The organism is Aeromonas sp. 604443 (assembly GCF_049170315.1).
GTDB lineage: Bacteria > Pseudomonadota > Gammaproteobacteria > Enterobacterales > Aeromonadaceae > Aeromonas > Aeromonas veronii_A.
This window is the reverse complement of the sequence record NZ_JAAKMI010000016.1, coordinates 50,911-68,318: the sequence shown is the minus strand read 5'-3', so window position 1 is coordinate 68,318 and position 17,408 is coordinate 50,911. Positions and strand designations below refer to the sequence as shown.

Annotated in this window: 13 protein-coding genes and 1 riboswitch; of the genes, 5 read left to right on the top strand and 8 right to left on the bottom strand. The window is 58.2% G+C overall.

The features are described 5' to 3' along the window. Nucleotides 1-150 precede the first annotated feature (150 nt). Entirely contained in the window at nt 151-1,188 is a 1,038-nt protein-coding gene (gene purM, locus G5380_RS18190) for a phosphoribosylformylglycinamidine cyclo-ligase (protein ID WP_335836776.1), read from the top strand. Next, complete coding sequence (gene purN / locus G5380_RS18185) at nt 1,185-1,823, top strand: phosphoribosylglycinamide formyltransferase (RefSeq protein ID WP_421352973.1); 639 nt, start codon at nt 1,185-1,187, stop codon at nt 1,821-1,823. The genes purM and purN overlap by 4 nt, the downstream gene beginning before the upstream one ends. A gap of 109 nt (nt 1,824-1,932) precedes the next feature. Here purN and G5380_RS18180 read toward each other — a convergent pair whose 3' ends face one another. The 5 genes from G5380_RS18180 to G5380_RS18160 all read right to left on the bottom strand — a co-directional run bounded on the left by G5380_RS18180 (nt 1,933) and on the right by G5380_RS18160 (nt 7,980). Continuing rightward, on the bottom strand, nt 1,933-2,694 hold the full coding sequence (locus G5380_RS18180) for a Nif3-like dinuclear metal center hexameric protein (RefSeq protein ID WP_042033345.1): 762 nt from the start codon (nt 2,692-2,694) through the stop codon (nt 1,933-1,935). Nucleotides 2,695-2,850: 156 nt separating this feature from the next. Further along, complete coding sequence (locus tag G5380_RS18175) at nt 2,851-4,194, bottom strand: sigma-54-dependent transcriptional regulator (RefSeq protein WP_421352972.1); 1,344 nt, start codon at nt 4,192-4,194, stop codon at nt 2,851-2,853. 76 nt (nt 4,195-4,270) lie between these two features. Next, nucleotides 4,271-5,305 (bottom strand): sensor histidine kinase, encoded by a 1,035-nt coding sequence (locus tag G5380_RS18170; RefSeq protein WP_042033343.1) that lies wholly within the window; start codon nt 5,303-5,305, stop codon nt 4,271-4,273. 106 nt (nt 5,306-5,411) lie between these two features. Beyond that, the gene (locus tag G5380_RS18165; protein WP_266133996.1) at nt 5,412-6,833 is read right to left on the bottom strand and encodes a sigma-54 dependent transcriptional regulator; all 1,422 of its coding nucleotides are present in this window, start codon (nt 6,831-6,833) and stop codon (nt 5,412-5,414) included. A gap of 268 nt (nt 6,834-7,101) precedes the next feature. Further along, nucleotides 7,102-7,980, bottom strand: coding sequence for a DUF2726 domain-containing protein (locus G5380_RS18160; RefSeq protein WP_421352971.1), 879 nt, complete (start codon nt 7,978-7,980; stop codon nt 7,102-7,104). Between the two features lie 196 nt (nt 7,981-8,176). Between G5380_RS18160 and G5380_RS18155 the strand changes: the two genes are divergently transcribed. From G5380_RS18155 to ppx, 3 genes are all read left to right on the top strand, one after another. Further along, on the top strand, nt 8,177-8,692 hold the full coding sequence (locus G5380_RS18155) for a glycine cleavage system protein R (protein WP_421173083.1): 516 nt from the start codon (nt 8,177-8,179) through the stop codon (nt 8,690-8,692). Between the two features lie 74 nt (nt 8,693-8,766). Beyond that, entirely contained in the window at nt 8,767-10,836 is a 2,070-nt protein-coding gene (gene ppk1, locus G5380_RS18150) for a polyphosphate kinase 1 (protein ID WP_139734028.1), read from the top strand. Beyond that, on the top strand, nt 10,826-12,316 hold the full coding sequence (ppx, locus tag G5380_RS18145) for an exopolyphosphatase (RefSeq protein ID WP_421352970.1): 1,491 nt from the start codon (nt 10,826-10,828) through the stop codon (nt 12,314-12,316). The genes ppk1 and ppx overlap by 11 nt, the downstream gene beginning before the upstream one ends. 62 nt (nt 12,317-12,378) lie before the next feature. Here the strand turns inward: ppx and mgtE are convergent, their stop codons facing one another. From mgtE to G5380_RS18130, 3 genes are all read right to left on the bottom strand, one after another. Continuing rightward, a complete protein-coding gene (gene mgtE / locus G5380_RS18140) occupies nt 12,379-13,722 on the bottom strand; it encodes a magnesium transporter (RefSeq protein WP_216954102.1) in 1,344 nt (447 codons plus the stop codon). Nucleotides 13,723-13,842: 120 nt separating this feature from the next. After that, nucleotides 13,843-14,012, bottom strand: a riboswitch (M-box (ykoK) riboswitch). A 176-nt stretch (nt 14,013-14,188) separates the two neighbouring features. Continuing rightward, entirely contained in the window at nt 14,189-15,397 is a 1,209-nt protein-coding gene (flgL, locus tag G5380_RS18135; RefSeq protein WP_216954104.1) for a flagellar hook-associated protein FlgL, read from the bottom strand. 4 nt (nt 15,398-15,401) lie between these two features. Then, nucleotides 15,402-17,405: a FlgK family flagellar hook-associated protein gene (locus G5380_RS18130; protein WP_337072996.1), complete on the bottom strand. Its 2,004-nt coding sequence runs from the start codon at nt 17,403-17,405 to the stop codon at nt 15,402-15,404. Nucleotides 17,406-17,408 lie beyond the last annotated feature (3 nt).

The window sequence follows — 17,408 nt, the reverse complement described above, 5'->3', positions numbered from 1 at the left end:
AAAATCGCGGAATCATACAACAAAAGCCACCGCTTGTAGAGCATTTCCGCGCAAAAACGCGCAAACGATTTCCTTTCTGGTTTTTCACCGCCACTGTTAGAATACGCCCCGAATTTTACCCTCCACTTCTTTACATGACGGGGAATACTCGTGACTGACAAAACCTCACTGAGCTACAAGGATGCTGGCGTAGATATCGATGCCGGCAATGCACTGGTTGAACGTATCAAGGGCGTGTCAAAGCGCACTCGTCGTCCTGAAGTCCTTGGTGGTCTTGGCGGCTTTGGGGCCTTGTGTCAAATCCCTGCGGGCTACAAGGAGCCGGTACTGGTCTCCGGTACCGATGGTGTGGGCACCAAGCTGCGGCTGGCCATCGACCTGAAGAAGCACGACACCGTGGGCATCGATCTGGTGGCCATGTGCGTCAATGACCTGATCGTACAGGGCGCCGAGCCGCTGTTCTTCCTCGACTACTATGCAACCGGCAAGCTGGACGTGGACACCGCGGCCGCGGTGGTCACCGGGATCGGTGCCGGTTGCGAGCAGTCAGGCTGTGCCCTGGTGGGCGGCGAGACCGCCGAGATGCCGGGCATGTATGAAGGGGAAGACTACGACATCGCCGGTTTCTGCGTCGGTGTGGTGGAGAAGAGCGAAATCATCGACGGCAGTAAGGTCGGTGAAGGGGATGCCCTGATCGCCCTGGCCGCCAGCGGCCCTCACTCCAACGGCTTCTCCCTGATCCGTAAAATTCTGGAAGTCTCCAAAGCCGACGTGCATCAGCCGCTGGGTGACACCACCCTGGCCAACGCCCTGCTGGAGCCGACCCGCATCTATGTGAAACCTGTGCTCAAGCTCATCAAGGAGTGCGAGATCCACGCCCTCTCCCACATCACAGGTGGCGGCTTCTGGGAGAACATCCCCCGCGTATTGCCTGCCAATACTCAAGCTGTGATCGACGAGCAGAGCTGGCAGTGGCCGGCGGTGTTCAGCTGGCTGCAGCAGGCTGGCAACGTCACCCGTCACGAGATGTATCGCACCTTCAACTGCGGCGTCGGCATGATCATCGCCCTGCCTGCCAATCAGCTGGAGAAGGCGCTGACCCTGCTCAAAGCGGAAGGCGAGAACGCATGGCACATCGGTCATATCGCCAAGGCAACAGACGGTGAGGAGCAGGTCGTCATCAAATGATGCGGATCCTCGTCCTAATCTCCGGCAGCGGTAGCAATCTGCAGGCGATCCTCGACCACTGCGCAAGCGGTAAGATTGTCGGTGAAGTGGTCGGCGTCATCAGCAACAAGGCCGATGCCTATGGTCTGGTTCGCGCCAAAGAAGCTGGCGTGGCGACCTCCATTCTGGCCCAGCAGCAGTTTGCCAGCCGGGAGGAGTATGACACCGCCCTGCTGGCGCTGATGGCAGACTATCAGCCGGATCTGGTGGTGCTGGCCGGGTTTATGCGGATATTGAGCGGCGATCTGGTGCGACATTTCGCCGGCAGGATGATCAATATCCACCCCTCCCTGCTGCCCAAGTATCAGGGCCTGCACACCCACCAGCGCGCCATAGATGCCGGTGACAGTGAACACGGCGCCAGCGTCCACTTTGTCACCGAAGAGCTGGACGGGGGCCCGGTGATCCTGCAGGCCCGCGTGCCCATCTTTGAAGGGGACACGGCGGACGAGGTAGCGGCACGAGTACAGGCGCAGGAGCACAGCATCTACCCGCTGGTGGTACGCTGGTTCTGCGAAGGCAGGCTGCAGATGGTAGATGGCGCCGTGCAACTGGATGGCGCCCTGCTGGGCCCCGCTGGTTACGCCTGCGAGTAACAGCTAACAACTGCATGTCAGATACAACAAGGGAGGCTTAGGCCTCCCTTGTCATTTCTACCTACCGCACGATGGCAGCGGTTAGGTCGGATTACTCGGCCAAGCGACCCTACACCGGATTGTCGATATCGATAAAGGTGACATCCAGCCCGTGCACCGTCGCCAGCCACTCTCCCAGCGCCTTGACGCCGTAACGTTCGGTGGCGTGGTGGCCAGCAGCGTAGAAGTGCATCCCCATCTCGCGGGCGGTGTGGATGGTCTGTTCGGAAGCCTCGCCAGATATAAAGGCATCGATACCCTGCTCCGCCGCCAGATTGATGTAGCTCTGACCGCCGCCGGTGCACCAGGCCACTGAACGGATCAGCTCGGGGCCGCTGTCGCCACAGTGGAGCGGCTCACGACCGAGACGCTCGGCAATCAGTTTGGCAAAATCGCTGCCGCTCATCGGCTCTTCCAGCTTGCCCACCATGGCGACGCTCTTGCTGTTCCACGGCTCCAGCCCGCGACGCACCTTGATATCGAGCAGCTTGGCGAGCTGGGCGTTGTTGCCCACCTCGGGATGGACATCGAGCGGCAGGTGGTAGGCAAACAGGTTGATATCGTGGGCCAGCAGGGTCTTGATGCGGCGCTGCTTCATACCGGTGATCTGGGCCGGTTCACCGCTCCAGAAGTAGCCGTGGTGAACCAGAATGGCATCGGCATCGGCAGCCACGGCTGCATCGATGAGGGCCTGACTGGCGGTCACACCGGTCACCACCTTGCGAATGCGCTCGCGCCCCTCCACTTGCAGACCATTGGGGCAGTAATCCTTGATGGCGTGGGGCTCAAGCAGGTGGTTGAGTACGGTTTCCAATTTTCGATGAGAGATCATAAGGGTCCCTTTATAACGGCGCGATTCCCTGTTTTACCAATAAAAACAAGGCCCCGGCTCAAAACGCCAAGGGCCCTATGATAATCGAGAGCCGTCATCAAGACCATGACGGTTCCCACACAGTGATACTTCCCTCTATTGAGGCACCAGCCTGATTCAGGCAGGCAAGTCGATGCCGGCATCCCGCATCTGGGCCAGCTTGTAGCGCAAAGTACGCGGGCTGATCCCGAGCCGGTCGGCCACATCCTTGCGACTGCCGTTGCACTCTTGCAGGGTGTCGAGAATGATCTGGTGCTCCTGCTGCTTGAGTTCGCTGCCGAGACGATCACCGCCATAAGCGCGCTCTGCAACGGCAAACTCCATCTCCTGCTCGTCCACCTCTTCCAGAATGAGGTGGCTGCAATCGATCACTCCATCAGGGCTGAGGATCAGCGCTCGCTGTACCACGTTGTCGAGCTCCCGCACGTTGCCGGGCCAGGGGTGAGCCAGCAGCCGTTCCCGCGAGGCATCTGTCAGCTGTGGTGTCGGTAGCCCCTGCTGACTGGCATGAAGTGCCAGCAGGTGCTCCGCCAGCGGCAGAATGTCGCCGGACCGCTCACAGAGGGCAGACCAGCGCAGCGGAAAGACGTTGAGGCGATAGTAGAGATCTTCGCGGAACAGGCCATCCTGCACCGCTTTTTTCAAATCCCGGTTGCTGGTGGCGATGACCCGCACATCCAGCGGGATCATCTTGCGACTGCCGAGCCGCTCCACCTCTTTCTCCTGCAACACCCGCAGCAATTTAGCTTGCAGCCCCTGATCCATCTCGGTGATCTCGTCAAGCAGCAGGGTGCCCCCCTGCGCCTGCTCGAACTTGCCCGGGCACCCCTGTACCGCACCGGTGAAGGCGCCCTTCTCGTAGCCAAACAGGGTCGCCTCCAGCATGTTTTCCGGAATGGCGGCGCAGTTGATGGCGACGAAAGGCTGCTCGGCGCGGCTGGAGTTGTCGTGAATGTAACGGGCCAGCACCTCTTTACCCGTCCCGCTCGGGCCGGTCACCATCACGGTCGCTTCGCTTCTGGCCACCCGGGTCGCCAGCTGGAACAGCTCGGCGCTCTTGGGATCGCCATAAACCACGGCACGTTTTTCTACCTTCTGGGCCGGCACATAGCGGCTCACCTGGTTGAGCAACACCTCGGGCGAAAAGGGTTTGGCCAGATAGTCGATGGCCCCTTCACGCATGGCGCGCACCGCGCCGTCGATGTTGGCGTAGGCAGTCATCAGGAGCACCGGCACCTGCGGATACTGCTGGCGTATGGTAGCCAACAGGGTCAGGCCATCCATTCCTCCCATCTGGATATCGGAGATCACCATGTCAAACGGCTGACGGGAGAGGGCCAGCAGAGCACGCTCGCCGCTGTCCGCTTCGCGGCACTCATAACCGCCGAGCAAAAGGGTATCCACCAGCGCTTCGCGCAGGCCATTGTCATCTTCTACAACCAGGATCCGGGCCTGAGTCATGCTACACCTCCCACGACAGCCAACCTGGCCGCATTGATATGGCTCCCTCTCGGCAGGCACAGCTCCTTAACAAGGCTCATGCTGCACCTCCAAGTTGCACCTGCTGCTGATGCAGGGGGAACGACAGAGTAAAACAGGTGCCTTCACCGGGAACCGAGGCCACACCGACCTCCCCCTGATGGGCACGCACGACGGATTGCACCACCGCCAGCCCGAGGCCAGTGCCTTGGGAGCGGGTGGTAAAGAAGGGTTCGAAAATCTGGCTGAGCAGGTGGGCCGGCATCCCCTTGCCATTGTCGATCACCCGCATCTCGACCCGAGCACCGCTGCGCACCGCGCTCACCAGAAGCGACGTTGCCCCCGCCTGCTGGGCGTTGGCGATGAGATTGTTGATGGCTCCGGAGAGGGCACTGCTGTTGGCCAGCAGGCAGAGATCGGGCTCCGGTGCCTCCATGTGCAGCTCGCAACCCTGCTGGGCGCAGAACGCCTCTGCCCCCGCCTGCACTTCAGCCAGCAGACCCTGCACCGAGATGGGGGTGACCACCTGATTGTCGCCATTGCGGGCAAACAGCAGGATGTCGTTGATCTGCTTCTCCAAGTCCTGCAACCGGGCCATCAGCTTTTGCTGAAACTGGGTGCGGGACTCAGGTTTGAGGGTGCGGTTGGCCAGATTAGCGGCATAGAGCATGGCGGCCGAGAGCGGGGTACGGATCTGGTGGGCCAACGAAGCGGCCATATTGCCAAGGGCCGACAACCGCTTCATGTGGTTGATGCGATCCTGCAACTGACGGGTTTCGGTCAAGTCGTTGATAAAGACCAGCTGGCCCGCCTGATCCTGCAGCGGCTGGGTCGAGAGTTGGACCCGGCGGCCATCGCGCAGGGAGATCTCGTGGCCGTCATCCTCGCGCGGCTCGAAGCAGCGGGTGATGACGTGACGCCAGAGTTCCCCCTCCAGCGGCTCCCCCAGCAGGTCTATCGCCGCCGGATTGGCACGAGTGATGATGCCAGTGCCATCAAGCAACAGCACCCCGGTCGGGAGCGCCTTGAAGATGGCGTAAAGCTGGCTCACTTCGTGAGACTGGAGTGGGATATCCTGCTGTTGGGCTGTCATAAACCTGACCTCAAACTGGCGACCTGGTCAGGTTATTCAATTTCCATGCCACTAAATTAATCTATTAAAACCAATGGATTACCGCCTTGCGTCAAGGCTTTGACCCTCAGACGTCCTTGCTCATCCCGTACTTTTTCATCTTCTCTACCAGGGTGGTACGGCGCATGCCGAGCAGATCGGCGGCGCGGGCCACCACCCCGTCCTGCGACTCCAGCGCCTGGCGGATCAGCTCCACTTCAAGGTCGGCCAGCATCTCCTTGAGATTGACCCCCTCCTCCGGCAGTTGCATGGTGCGGGCAGAGGCGAGGGGGTGATCCAGCTCCGGCGGCTCCTGGAACACCGCCGCCAGCGCATCCCGCTCATCCATCTCGGTCAGCCGCTCATCCCGCGGCTCGCTCGGCAACAGACGATAACGACTCGGCAGATCCGCCACATCGACGATCTGTTGCGGGTAGAGGATAAGCAGCCGCTCCAGCAGGTTGGAAAGCTCGCGCACATTGCCCGGCCAGGGGTACTGCATCAGCGACTCCAGCGCCCGCTGGGTCAGACGGATCACACTGTGGTGCTGCTCCGCGTGACGGTTGAGCAACTCCTGCAGCAGCAGCGGAATGTCATCGATGCGATCCCGCAGTGGCGGGGTCTCAATGGGGAAGACGTTGAGGCGGTAGTAGAGATCTTCACGAAAACCCTGACTGCGGATCAATGCCTCCAGATCCCGATGGGTCGCCGCAATGATGCGCACATCGGCCTGAATGGGCTTGCCGCCACCGACCCTGTCGAACAGCCGCTCCTGCAATACCCGCAGCAGTTTGACCTGCATCGGCATCGGCATGTCGCCAATCTCGTCGAGGAACAGAGTGCCCCCCTGCGCCAGCTCGAAACGACCGCGACGAGCTGCGATGGCGCCGGTAAAGGCTCCCTTCTCGTGACCGAACAGTTCGCTCTCAAGCAACTCGGCAGGAATGGCACCACAGTTGATAGGCACAAAGGGGCCACTACTGCGGGCCGAGAGTTCGTGAATGGCACGGGCCACCACTTCTTTGCCGGTTCCCGATTCACCAAGGATCAGCACGTTGGCATCGGTCTCGGCCACCTGGCTGATGAGGCGGCGAACCTCCTGGATCCCCTTCCCTTTGCCCACCAGCAAACGCAGCAACGTCTGCCCCTTGTCGTGGGTCTGTTGACGGGGATGGAGAGAGACAAAAGCCTGACAGAAGTGCAGGTGACGAGTCAGCGACTCATAGGTAAAGGGGGCCTGGGCAACACCGATAAAGTTGCTGTTGGGCAGTTCCGCCTCAACCAGCGAGATAAAGGGGGTACGAGGGAAAGCGGCAAGTAACTCGGGCAAGGTGCGACCTGCCAGTTCACCCACCAGCACCCCTTGCAGTGGACCAGAAGATTCGATGGCGACATCCAGGTCCCCTTCTGCGACATCCTGCCACAGGATCCCCATAAACGAGAGCACGGTTCCCAACTGCTGGCGCCGCTGCGCATCGGCATCAACAATCAACACGCCCATCTCCACCATATCCATCCCTCGCGATATCCTGAACTAACTTATTGTTTTATTTAGTAATAAAACAGCTACTGACTGTCTTTTTGCAGGCACACAAAGTGCCAAAAAACCGACACATTGTCAAAAATTGTCGTATTCAGGCTAAGTGTATCGATAGAAACGGGAGATTAGATAAATTTTGCCGAGGAATTTTCTGCATTGGCGCCGCTAGCAAACGCCGCCAATGGCGGAAAGAAAACTGCCCTCGTCAGAGGGCAGCATGCAGCACGGTCAGATGAACTCAGTGGCTGTGGTGGTGATGCGGCGCCGCATAACGACACTCGGGAAAACGACTACAGGCCAGGAAGAGTCGACCGGCGTGGGGGCCTTTTTTCGCCTCCCGCTCCACCAGCGGCGCATCGCAACGGGGGCAATGCTGCACCTCGAGCTCCTCGTCCTCCTCTACATCGGCGAACAGTCCATCGACCAGCTCACCCTCACTCTGTGGTGTCTCCACCATCCCCTTGGCCCGGATGGCAGGTTCGTGGAGCGACGAGGGCGAGACAGCCTCGGCATGGGCAGTGCGGCCACGCATCCCGGCACCAACATCCACACCATCCAGCAGCAGAGGGTTGAACGTCGGCTCGCGCCGCGCCCCGTGCGGCAGATCATCGATCAATGGTTCGCTGGTTTTGACCAGCAGCGGCAAGATCTGTTCGCGCAGCTCTTCCACCAGATAGCTGGCACTTGCCGGGATCTGCAGCAACGGCAGACCGGCACTGTCACAGGCGGTTTTCAGAAAGAGATCCCGCGCCTTGCGCTTCTGATGGCGGTGGGAGCTGTCATCGAGTTCGATGGCACAGATAAAGGAGAGATCAGAAGGGTGGCAAAGCAGATAGTCGAAATGCTTGGCGCTGATCTTGTTGAAGTACTGCTGCCATTTGCTTTTGCCGATCCCGGCCTGCGGCGTCAGCACATCGGCCACCCGCACCTTGGCAAAGACCCGGGCCTTGTCACCCACCGCCAGATCCAGCACCCCGAGGAAGGATCGCTCGGCGGGACTGAACAGGGTCTCCTGCACATCATAGGGCAGGCGCTTTTGCTGTCTGCCTCTGCTCCAGAAGATCGCCAGCACAAGCAGCGCCAGCAACAGCAATCCCGATAGGACAAGGGTATTCATGAGAGCACGATCCAGTTCACGACACGAAAGGGGAATTACTTTACCACAGCCGCCACGGAGCAAGGCAGCAGACCCGTGTATAGAAAGTGAAAAGTCCCGTCTTTTTATCTATTTGTCAGCAGGCGGGGGTTCATATGACCAGCCCCAGCAGGCACAATAGGGATAGAGCAAGAAATCCCATTTCAAGGAGAGCAGGATGCAAAAGCAATTGGTGGTCACCGTGATCGGTGCAGACAAACCCGGGATCGTCGAGAGTCTGGCTGCAGTCATCAGCAGCGAGCAGGGCAACTGGCTGGGCAGCGCCATGAGCGAACTGGCGGGACAGTTTGCCGGTATCCTCCATGTCTCTGTCCCCGATGAGCACTATCGCAGCCTGTGCGAAGCACTGGCCCTGCTACCGGGTCTGACCATCAGCTTTGCCGAAGGGACACCTACCGCCGAGCCAGCCCATCAAGTCATGATGACAGTGACCGGCAACGACCGCCCCGGCATCGTCCATGAAGTAGCCAGCATCCTGCGCCAGCTCGAGATCAACGTGGCCGATCTCACCACCGGCTGTGAACCGGCTCCCCACTCCGGCGCCCCGCTCTTCTATGCCCATGCGCTGGTTGCCCTGCCCGACGGGCTCGCGATGGATAAGCTGATCACCGCGCTGGAATCCCTCTCCGACGATCTGGTGGTCGACATCGACGAAGCGTTCAGCGAGCAGTAACAATACTGTCATTTATTTGTCATATATTAACGCCATAACTGCCGCGCAGACGCGACCTGAAACAGAGGCACAAGATGAGCACCGACAAGCAGTATGAAGAGAAAGAGCTAAGCTGGCTCTCATTCAATGAACGGGTGTTGCAAGAGGCAATGGACAAGACGGTGCCCCTCATCGAGCGGGTTCGTTTTCTGGGGATCTTCTCCTCCAACCAGGATGAGTTCTTCAAGGTACGGGTATCGGACGTCAAGCGTCGCATCCTCATCAATGAAGTACATGGTGGCGACGATGAAGCGAAAGTGCTGCTGCGCGCCATCCAGCAAAAAGTGATGGCGCTCGGTGAAGCGTTCGACAACACCTATAAGGAGCTGTTGATTGCGCTGGCCCGCCACAACATCTTTCTGGTCAACGAGAACCAGCTCTCCGATGCCATTCAGAAATGGCTGCGGGTCTTCTTCAAGGAGAAGGTGCTGCGCCACATCATCCCGATCCTGCTCAACAAAGAGGTTAATCCGGTCAAATTCCTCAAGGATGAGTACACCTATCTGGCCATCGAGATGAAGAAGAACGGTCAGGTGATCCAGTACGCTCTGGTGGAAGTGCCGACCGACGACCTGCCCCGCTTCTTCCAGCTGCCGCCGGAAGGGACCCGCCGCAAGAAGCAGATCATCATTCTTGATAACGTCATCCGCTTCTGCCTCGACGAGATCTTCAAAGGCTTCTTCGACTACGACGAGATTGCCGCTTATGCGGTGAAGCTGACCCGGGATGCCGAATATGATCTCTCCGACCAGCTGGACTTGAGCCTGGTGGACAAGATGAGTGACGGCTTGAAGCAGCGCCTCACCGCCATGCCGGTGCGCTTCGTCTACGAGCGGGAGATGCCCGCCGCCATGATAAGCTTCCTGAAACTCAAGCTGCAGATCAGCTCCTACGACGCCATCATGCCGGGTGGGCGCTATCACAACTTCAAGGATTTCATCGGCTTCCCCAACGTGGGTCGTGACTATCTGGAAAACCCCAAACTGCCGGCCCTCGATTGCCGCGATTTTGACGGCTTCGTCAACGCCTTCGATGCCATCACCAAGCAGGATATTCTGCTCTACTACCCGTATCACAAGTTCCACCACTTCACCGAGCTAGTGCGCCAGGCGGCGTTCGATCCGGCGGTCAGCGCCATTCGCATCAACATTTATCGGGTGGCCAAGAAGTCGCGGATCATCCACTCCCTTATCGATGCCGCCAACAACGGCAAGAAGGTGACCGTGGTGGTCGAGCTGCGCGCCCGTTTCGACGAGGCGGCCAACATCGACTGGGCCAACATCCTTACCGATGCCGGAGTCAAGGTGGTGTTCGGGGTACCGAGCCTCAAGATCCACTCCAAGCTCTGCCTCATCACCCGTCACGAAAATGGCGAGGCGGTGCGCTATGCCCATATCGGCACCGGAAACTTCAACGAGAAGACCGCCAAGATCTACACCGACTTCTCGCTGCTCACCCGCAACCCGGATATCACCGCCGAAGTGGAAGGGGTGTTTGAATACATCGAGTACCCCTATCGGCGCTACAAGTTCAACCACCTGCTGGTCTCCCCCATCAACAGCCGCCGTCAGCTCTATCGCCTCATCGACAACGAGCTCTCCAACGCCAAGGCGGGCCAGCCGAGCGGCATCATCCTCAAGATCAACAATCTGGTGGACAAGGATCTCATCAACCGCCTCTATGCCGCCGGTCAGGCGGGAGTACCGATCCAGATGATCATCCGTGGCATGTGCGCCCTGCGTCCGGGCGTACCGGGCCTCAGTGACAACATCAAGGTGATCAGCATCATCGACCGCTTCCTCGAGCACCCGCGGGTGATGGTGTTCCACAACAAGGGCAACCCCCAGCTCTATATCTCCAGCGCCGACTGGATGAGCCGCAATATCGACGGCCGGATCGAGGTGGGCACCCCCATTTATGACGAGCGGCTCAAGCAGCGCATCATGGACATTCTCGAGCTACAACTGAGTGATACCTGCAAGGCGCGGGTCATCGATGCCGACCAGCAGAACGAATATGTGAAGCGGGGCAACCGCCGCAAGATCCGCTCTCAGGTGGCTATTTACGACTATCTCAAACGTATCGAGTCAAACAATGGACAATAGTCTCTATGCCGCCGTGGATCTCGGCTCCAACAGTTTTCATATGGTGATCGCCCATCTGAGCGAAGGGCGTTTTCGCATCGTCGATCGCATTAAGGAGCGGGTGCGGCTGGCGGAAGGGATGGATGAGCAAAAGCGGATGAGCCCGGAGGCGATGGAACGCGGCCTCGCCTGCCTGTCGCTGTTTGCCGAGCGGCTCACCAACATCAAACCGGATCAGATCCGCATCGCCGGTACCTACACATTGCGCCGTGCCAGCAACGCGCGCGAATTTGTGAGTGAAGCAGCCAAGGTGCTCAACCACCCCATCGAGATCATCAGCGGGCAGGAAGAAGCACGGCTCATCTATCAGGGGGTTGCCCATACCCAGCATATCGAGGGCCAGGTACTGGTGATCGATATCGGCGGCGGCAGCACCGAACTCATCATCGGTGAAGGGTTTGAACACAAGGCCCTCACCAGTCGCAAGATGGGCTGCGTCAGCTTTACCCAAAGCTTCTTCGCCAGCGGCAAGCTGAGCGACAAGCACTTCACCAATGCCGTGCTGGAGGCGCAGCACCAGCTCGCCCCCATCGTCAACCAGTACCGCAAGCTGGGCTGGCAGAGCTGCCTTGGCAGCTCAGGCTCCATTCGTACGGTACGGGATGTACTGCAAGGCGAAGGGCTGACTGACGGCAGCATTACGCTGGAGGGGCTGGAGCGGCTCAAGGCGCTGATGATTGAGCGCAAGCGAGTCGATAACCTCAAACTGGTCGGGCTTACCGAGGAGCGTCAGGAGGTGTTTGCCGCTGCGGTCGCCATCCTGCTCGGGCTGTTTACCTCGCTGCCCATCGAGCGGCTCGACTACTCCGACGGTGCGCTGCGTGAAGGGTTGCTTTATGAATTCGAGGAGCGCTTGCAGCACCACGATATTCGCGAGCGTACCGCACAGGCGCTAGGCATCCACTACCGGATGGACCGCAAACAAGCAGCCCGGGTGGAGCAGAGCGTGCTGACCCTGTTTGATGCCTTGCAAGAGCCCTGGCAGATGGAGATAGAGCCCTATCGAGCCATCCTCGGCTGGGCGGCCCGGCTTCACGAAATTGGCCTTGCCATCAACTACAGCGGCATTCATCGCCACTCCGCCTATATCCTGCAACACACCGACCTGCCTGGCTTCAACCAGGACGATCAGGCGCTGCTGGCTGCGCTGGTACGCTTTCAGCGCAAGGGGCTCAAGCTCTCCGAGCTGCCGCCCCTACCCAACCACGACATGCAGACGGTGCTGCGCTGCATCCGCATCCTGCGCCTCGCAGTCGCCGCTCACCACAAGCGTCAGGACAACCTGCTGCCTGAGTGGAAAGTCGCAGTGCAAGGGGATCAGCTGGTCGTGACCCTGCCGATCGACTGGTGCGAGGAGAACCGTCTCCTGATGCAGAATCTGGAGAAGGAGCATCGTTATTGCCAGGAGCAGGGCTGGCCACTGTTGTTCCAGCTCGGCTAAACCGGAAAAAGATAAATGCAAAAGGCAGCCCAATGGCTGCCTTTTGCATCTCAATCTCCCGGTTACTGCAACTCGGGCAGCAACAGCTTGGCCATCTCGAAGTAGATGATAAGGCCGGTACCATCCACCAGCGTCGCGATGAAGGGTGCAGAGACCACCGCCGGATCGATGCGGAAACGACGCAGCACCATGGGAATAATGGATGCGACCGTGGCACTCCAGAGCACGATGGCGATGATAGTAAAGGTCACCACCATGCCAATCTGGGGACCGACGCCGAGACTCCATGCCCGTACCCAGGCCGCCATGGCAATGGCCCCCGAGATGAGCAGACCGGTGGAGAGCTCCTTTTTCAGCACGGTGCCGAGATTGCGCAGACTCACCTCCCCGACCGCCATGGCACGTACTATGGTGGTGGTGATCTGGGTGCCGCTGTTACCGCCAGTACCGATCAGGAGCGGAATGAAGAAGGCCAGCGCGATGGCGGCTTCCAGCTGCTCCTCGAATGCCCGCAGCACGGTGCCGGTGTAAGCTTCCGCCACGAACAGGATAAGCAGCCAGCCCACCCGTTTGCGCCACAACTGCCAGGGGGTCGCCTGCAAGTAAGGGGTATCGAGCGGTGATGAGCCACCCTGCATCTCGGCATCCTCGGTAGATTCAAGCTCCAGGATGTCGGCGGCATCATCGACGTGGAAAATACCGACCAGTCGCCCCTGATCCTCGACCGGCAATACCGACAGGTCGCGGTCGATCAGCAGGCGCGCCGCCAGCTCCTGATCAGCCCGAGCGTTGATCCGCACCGTCTCTCGGTCCATCAGGTTAGCGACACTGGCCTCGGGGTCAGCAATCAGCAAGCTCTTGAGCGAGATACTCCCCTGTAGACGGCCATCCACGTTGACCACATAGATGTGGCGGAACAGCTGGGCATTGTCCCAGGCATCGTGGATCAGCTGCTTGGCCTTGCCGACGGAATCCTGTTCGCTCACTGCCAGATACTCGTGGCGCATATTGGCCCCGACGGACTCAGGCGGCCAATCCAGCAGTGAGTAGTAGATGGCCTGCGCCTGGGTCGGGAAGCGAGCCAGCAACATGGTGCGATCCTGACGACTCAGTTTGCGCAGGATAGCCACCATTTCGCGACGGGGAATAGCCTCCTGCAACACGCTGACGATGCTGCCATGGAGCCGCAGCAAAAGGCGACCGGCACTCTCTGCGGAGAGAGAAGCGATCAGTTCTGCCCCTTCTGACGCAGGCAAGGTGTCAAAGATGCAGTTGAGCTCTTCCGGACGCAGGGTCAGCAGCTGATCGGCGCGCTGAACCGGATCCAGATTGTGTTCCAGCCAGCCTTGCAGGCTGGCGAGATCGAGCAGTTGATGACGGTTGAGAATGGTGTGTGTTTTCTTCATCACAAAGAACCTCATGTGATTTCAGGCAAGCCTGAGCGCGAGCGGAGACCGTTCGCTGTCTGAAAGAAAACAGCAATTTGATTGACGAGTAATAGGCAGGAAATGACGCCGTTCGGCGTGTCATCATCCCCACGTACCAGCTTTAGCACTGCATAACGTATCCGGCATGCCGGAAGCCACTTGGGTTTACACCTTAATCCGATGAAAACTGTCCTGATCTTGGGCGTCTCTGGACGTCGTGAGATCAGTGGCCTGTGTTTATACAGGAGCCTCGCCTAACGAGATGCTGCAAATAATATGCACAACCCTCTGTTGTGCGGGCGGCATGATTATCCAATCCCACAGGGAGGTCAACCCCGCCTCAACCAGGAAACAGGGTATGGCAACAGCTTGTTACAATTGTCGGAACATATCAGGGGAACTCTGCCGGGGATGCATAGCAAAAAGGCCCCATAGGGGCCTTTTCTTAGCGAATATAGTCAAATAGCGTCAGACGACTTATTTTGCTGAACGAGAGCTGCGAGGCACTCAATGCCGCATCCTCTTTTGACAGTGCTGAAATTACCTCATAGAGATCGGCTTCCGACACCTTGGCTCTCGCCTCGGCATTGAGGGTGCTCAACCCCTCGTTGGAACCCATCACCTGCTCCAGACTGTTCATCCGGCCACCCAGTTCACCCAGCCCATGATCAATGTTCAAACGGGCATTTTTCATATGAACGGTGGCATCGGCCACTTTTTGCTCAAAACTCTCGGCTGAAATATTGGGATCACGCAGAGCCGTAATGAAGTCTGACATCCCGTTCAACACGTTGTCATTCTTGGGAGGATTGAGAGCAAACTGCTGTGCTGCACCACCTGCAGGCTGATCCAGTGTCAGTTCGAGACCATTGAACGGTATTTTGGTACCGGGAGTGTAATTACCTGTCTGCAGGGTATTGCCACCCGCATCCTTGATATCATAGGTATCGGGCGGGCCAATTGTGGTGGAGACTGTGTAGGTGTTGCTGGGCAGTGCCGGGTCGTAACTGGATTTATAGAAATTATCAAAATCCCCCTGATCCCCGACCCCTACCTTGATATTCGCACTGGTGGCACTGGCGGTTCTTCTGGTTGCTACGATTTCAAACAGATCTTGTCCGGAGTCATTGGCAGCAATTTGCACTGTGGGCGATACCTGAATATTTCGCTGGCCAGGATCTCCCTGATAAATGTATTTACCGTTGGCATCTTTCACATAGGGCTGGGTCTTGCTCTGATTGCCCCCGAAAATAAATTCACCCGATGAGTTCTTGCTGTTCATCAGGTCAAACATTTGCTGCTGCAACCCTTCCAGTTCACTGGCAATGGCCTTTCGGTCATCCAGGCTAATGGCACCATTATTGGATTTCTGGATCAGGGTCTGGGCACTGAGCATCGCAGTATTGAGAGAGTCCAATACCGTCTCTTCATGCCCCAGACTGTTCTGCAGCAAACTGCCATTCACCCCGTACTGTTTAAACAGTTCAATCTCTTTGGTCAGCGCCATCTTCTGGCTCATGCCTGCCGGATCCTCACCGGCGCTCTGAAACTTGTTGCCGGTTTGCAGCTGCTGATAGGCCTTGTCCAGTCGCTCGTTGGTATTGGTGAGGGAGTAAAGATTCCGATCGTAGATCATGTTTGTAGTGATGCGCATGACGTTACCTCACGGACGAAAGCAGTGTATCGAAGATGGTTTTGGCCGTACTGACCACCTGCGCGGATGCCGCGTAAGATTGCTGGAAACGGATCAGATTGGCCGCTTCCTCCTCCAGATTGACCCCGGAGACGCTCTCGTAGATCCCGGTACTCTGGATCAGCTTGGATTCATTAGCCTTGAGCAGGGTTTTTGCCTGACTGGTATTGTTACCCACTTCCATCACCAACCCGGAGTAAGCCTGGTTAAAGGTCATCTTGTCGTTGGTCGTCCCACCATTGGTGCTTTTGCGTACCAGATCCTTGTTCTGCAACTCAGCCATTGCCAGACCATTGCTGTTATCAGCAAAACCATTGGTGTTGTAACTAAGCTGGAAGCTGTCGGTTTGTTCTACCGTGCCGGTAATGCTGAACTCGTAGCCCGGGCTCTGTTTCGGGTTGCTGTAGACCGCAGGCCCACCCGGAAAGGGGTTTACTATCGAGGCCATCAAATTCTGCCCTTTGCTGGCTGCCGGCGCGACACCGATCAAGGTAGTGCCATCACCGGCATACACCTCATAATTGCCGTTATTGCCGATCTTGACGATCTGGGGAGCGGCGGGATCCAGGCTGTTGGTACCAAAACCGGAACCCGTTCCGGTATTGAAGATGCCATCGAGCTTGATGTCTGCACTGCCGATGTTGTTGGTAGTCTTCTGTACTTTAAGAGGTGCAGCCAAGGCCAGGTCTTCCGGCCGGTTGATCTGCTGAGCCAGCCCGGCAGCAGCCCCCTTGGTTGGTTGCAGCAGCAGCTTGTCTCCTGCCGCTGGCGTACCGGTGAGATCGATCGAGATCCCGTGGCCAGCCAGTTCAAACGTTGCTGGCGGCGTGGTGCCCGTCGCCACAGAGGTGCGATTACCAGATTTGTCCAGCGAGAACACTTCATATCCGGTCGCACTGCTAAAGCGCACTTCATAGTCGAAGGGGGTTACAGAGCTTCCTTTGCCGGGTACAAAGCTGACATTCGCTCCGACCGACCCTGTGTTGTCGCCATAAGGCAATCCCTTGCTGGTTGGCAGGGTGAAAATATCGCTGCCCAACTCGTTGTCCAGATCCATCCCGAGACGGTTTTGCTGGTTCATGGCATCCGCCATCGCAACGGCCAGCTGGCCCAGTTCACGCTTGGTCGGCTCCAGGTCGGTACGCGCCTTGAACAGCCCTCCCATGGCCCCCCCGAAGGTATCGTGATCGATGAGAGCCTGATTGTCGCCAAGAGTCAGCTGCAACTCCTGATCACGGGAATCGGGATCGCCCGCCACCACCTTGAACTGGGCAACGCCCCCATCCAGGATCAGCGAATGACCAGTGCTCATATTGACCAATACGCTGCCGTTAGCCTGGGTTACGGTACGGATATCCATCTTCTCGGAGAGCTGCCTGATCGCCTCGTCACGCTGATCAAACAGCATCAGGTTCTCTTCGGGAGACCCCTGAGTACGGATGATCGCCTGGTTGAGATCATTGATGCTGGTGAGCAGACTGTTGACCTGCTTGGTCTCATCTTCAATACGGGTGTTGAGGGTATCGCTCTGCTTGTCGAGCTGGGCCGAGAGTGTGTGAAAGCGGTTCACCATACCGCTCAGCTCCGTCATCACTACCTTGCGGCCACCGATCTCGGCGGGTGATTCATTTGCCGAATGAAAGGACTTGAAATAAGAGGTGATGGTCTCCCCTACGCTATTGCTGGTGTCTCCCAGCAGGCGATCCACGCCGGCCAGCTGCTCGTAATGAGTCAGGGATGCGTAAAAGGCAGAGGTATCGCGACGCACTTCTCCCTGCATATAGCTGTTGATTACCCGCTCGGTCCTGATGTCACCTGTGCCAAGACCGATGGCATTGGTATACACCAGCGTACGCTCACGCACATAGCCCTGGCTATTGACGTTTACGATATTGTTACTGGTGCTCTGCAGCAGGCGCTGCTGTGCCAGCACGCCCGATGTACCAATTCCAAGCAGATCGCTTGCCATATG

Bases quoted from the DNA above. Each gene is read 5' to 3' on its own strand.
- G5380_RS18175 (WP_421352972.1), bottom strand. From the start codon at position 4,194: ATGACTCAGGCCCGGATCCTGGTTGTAGAAGATGACAATGGCCTGCGC.
- G5380_RS18130 (WP_337072996.1), bottom strand. From the start codon at position 17,405: ATGGCAAGCGATCTGCTTGGAATTGGTACATCGGGCGTGCTGGCACAG.
- purN (WP_421352973.1), top strand. From the start codon at position 1,185: ATGATGCGGATCCTCGTCCTAATCTCCGGCAGCGGTAGCAATCTGCAG.
- ppx (WP_421352970.1), top strand. From the start codon at position 10,826: ATGGACAATAGTCTCTATGCCGCCGTGGATCTCGGCTCCAACAGTTTT.
- ppk1 (WP_139734028.1), top strand. From the start codon at position 8,767: ATGAGCACCGACAAGCAGTATGAAGAGAAAGAGCTAAGCTGGCTCTCA.
- G5380_RS18170 (WP_042033343.1), bottom strand. From the start codon at position 5,305: ATGACAGCCCAACAGCAGGATATCCCACTCCAGTCTCACGAAGTGAGC.
- mgtE (WP_216954102.1), bottom strand. From the start codon at position 13,722: ATGAAGAAAACACACACCATTCTCAACCGTCATCAACTGCTCGATCTC.
- G5380_RS18180 (WP_042033345.1), bottom strand. From the start codon at position 2,694: ATGATCTCTCATCGAAAATTGGAAACCGTACTCAACCACCTGCTTGAG.
- G5380_RS18160 (WP_421352971.1), bottom strand. From the start codon at position 7,980: ATGAATACCCTTGTCCTATCGGGATTGCTGTTGCTGGCGCTGCTTGTG.
- G5380_RS18155 (WP_421173083.1), top strand. From the start codon at position 8,177: ATGCAAAAGCAATTGGTGGTCACCGTGATCGGTGCAGACAAACCCGGG.
- flgL (WP_216954104.1), bottom strand. From the start codon at position 15,397: ATGCGCATCACTACAAACATGATCTACGATCGGAATCTTTACTCCCTC.
- G5380_RS18165 (WP_266133996.1), bottom strand. From the start codon at position 6,833: ATGGTGGAGATGGGCGTGTTGATTGTTGATGCCGATGCGCAGCGGCGC.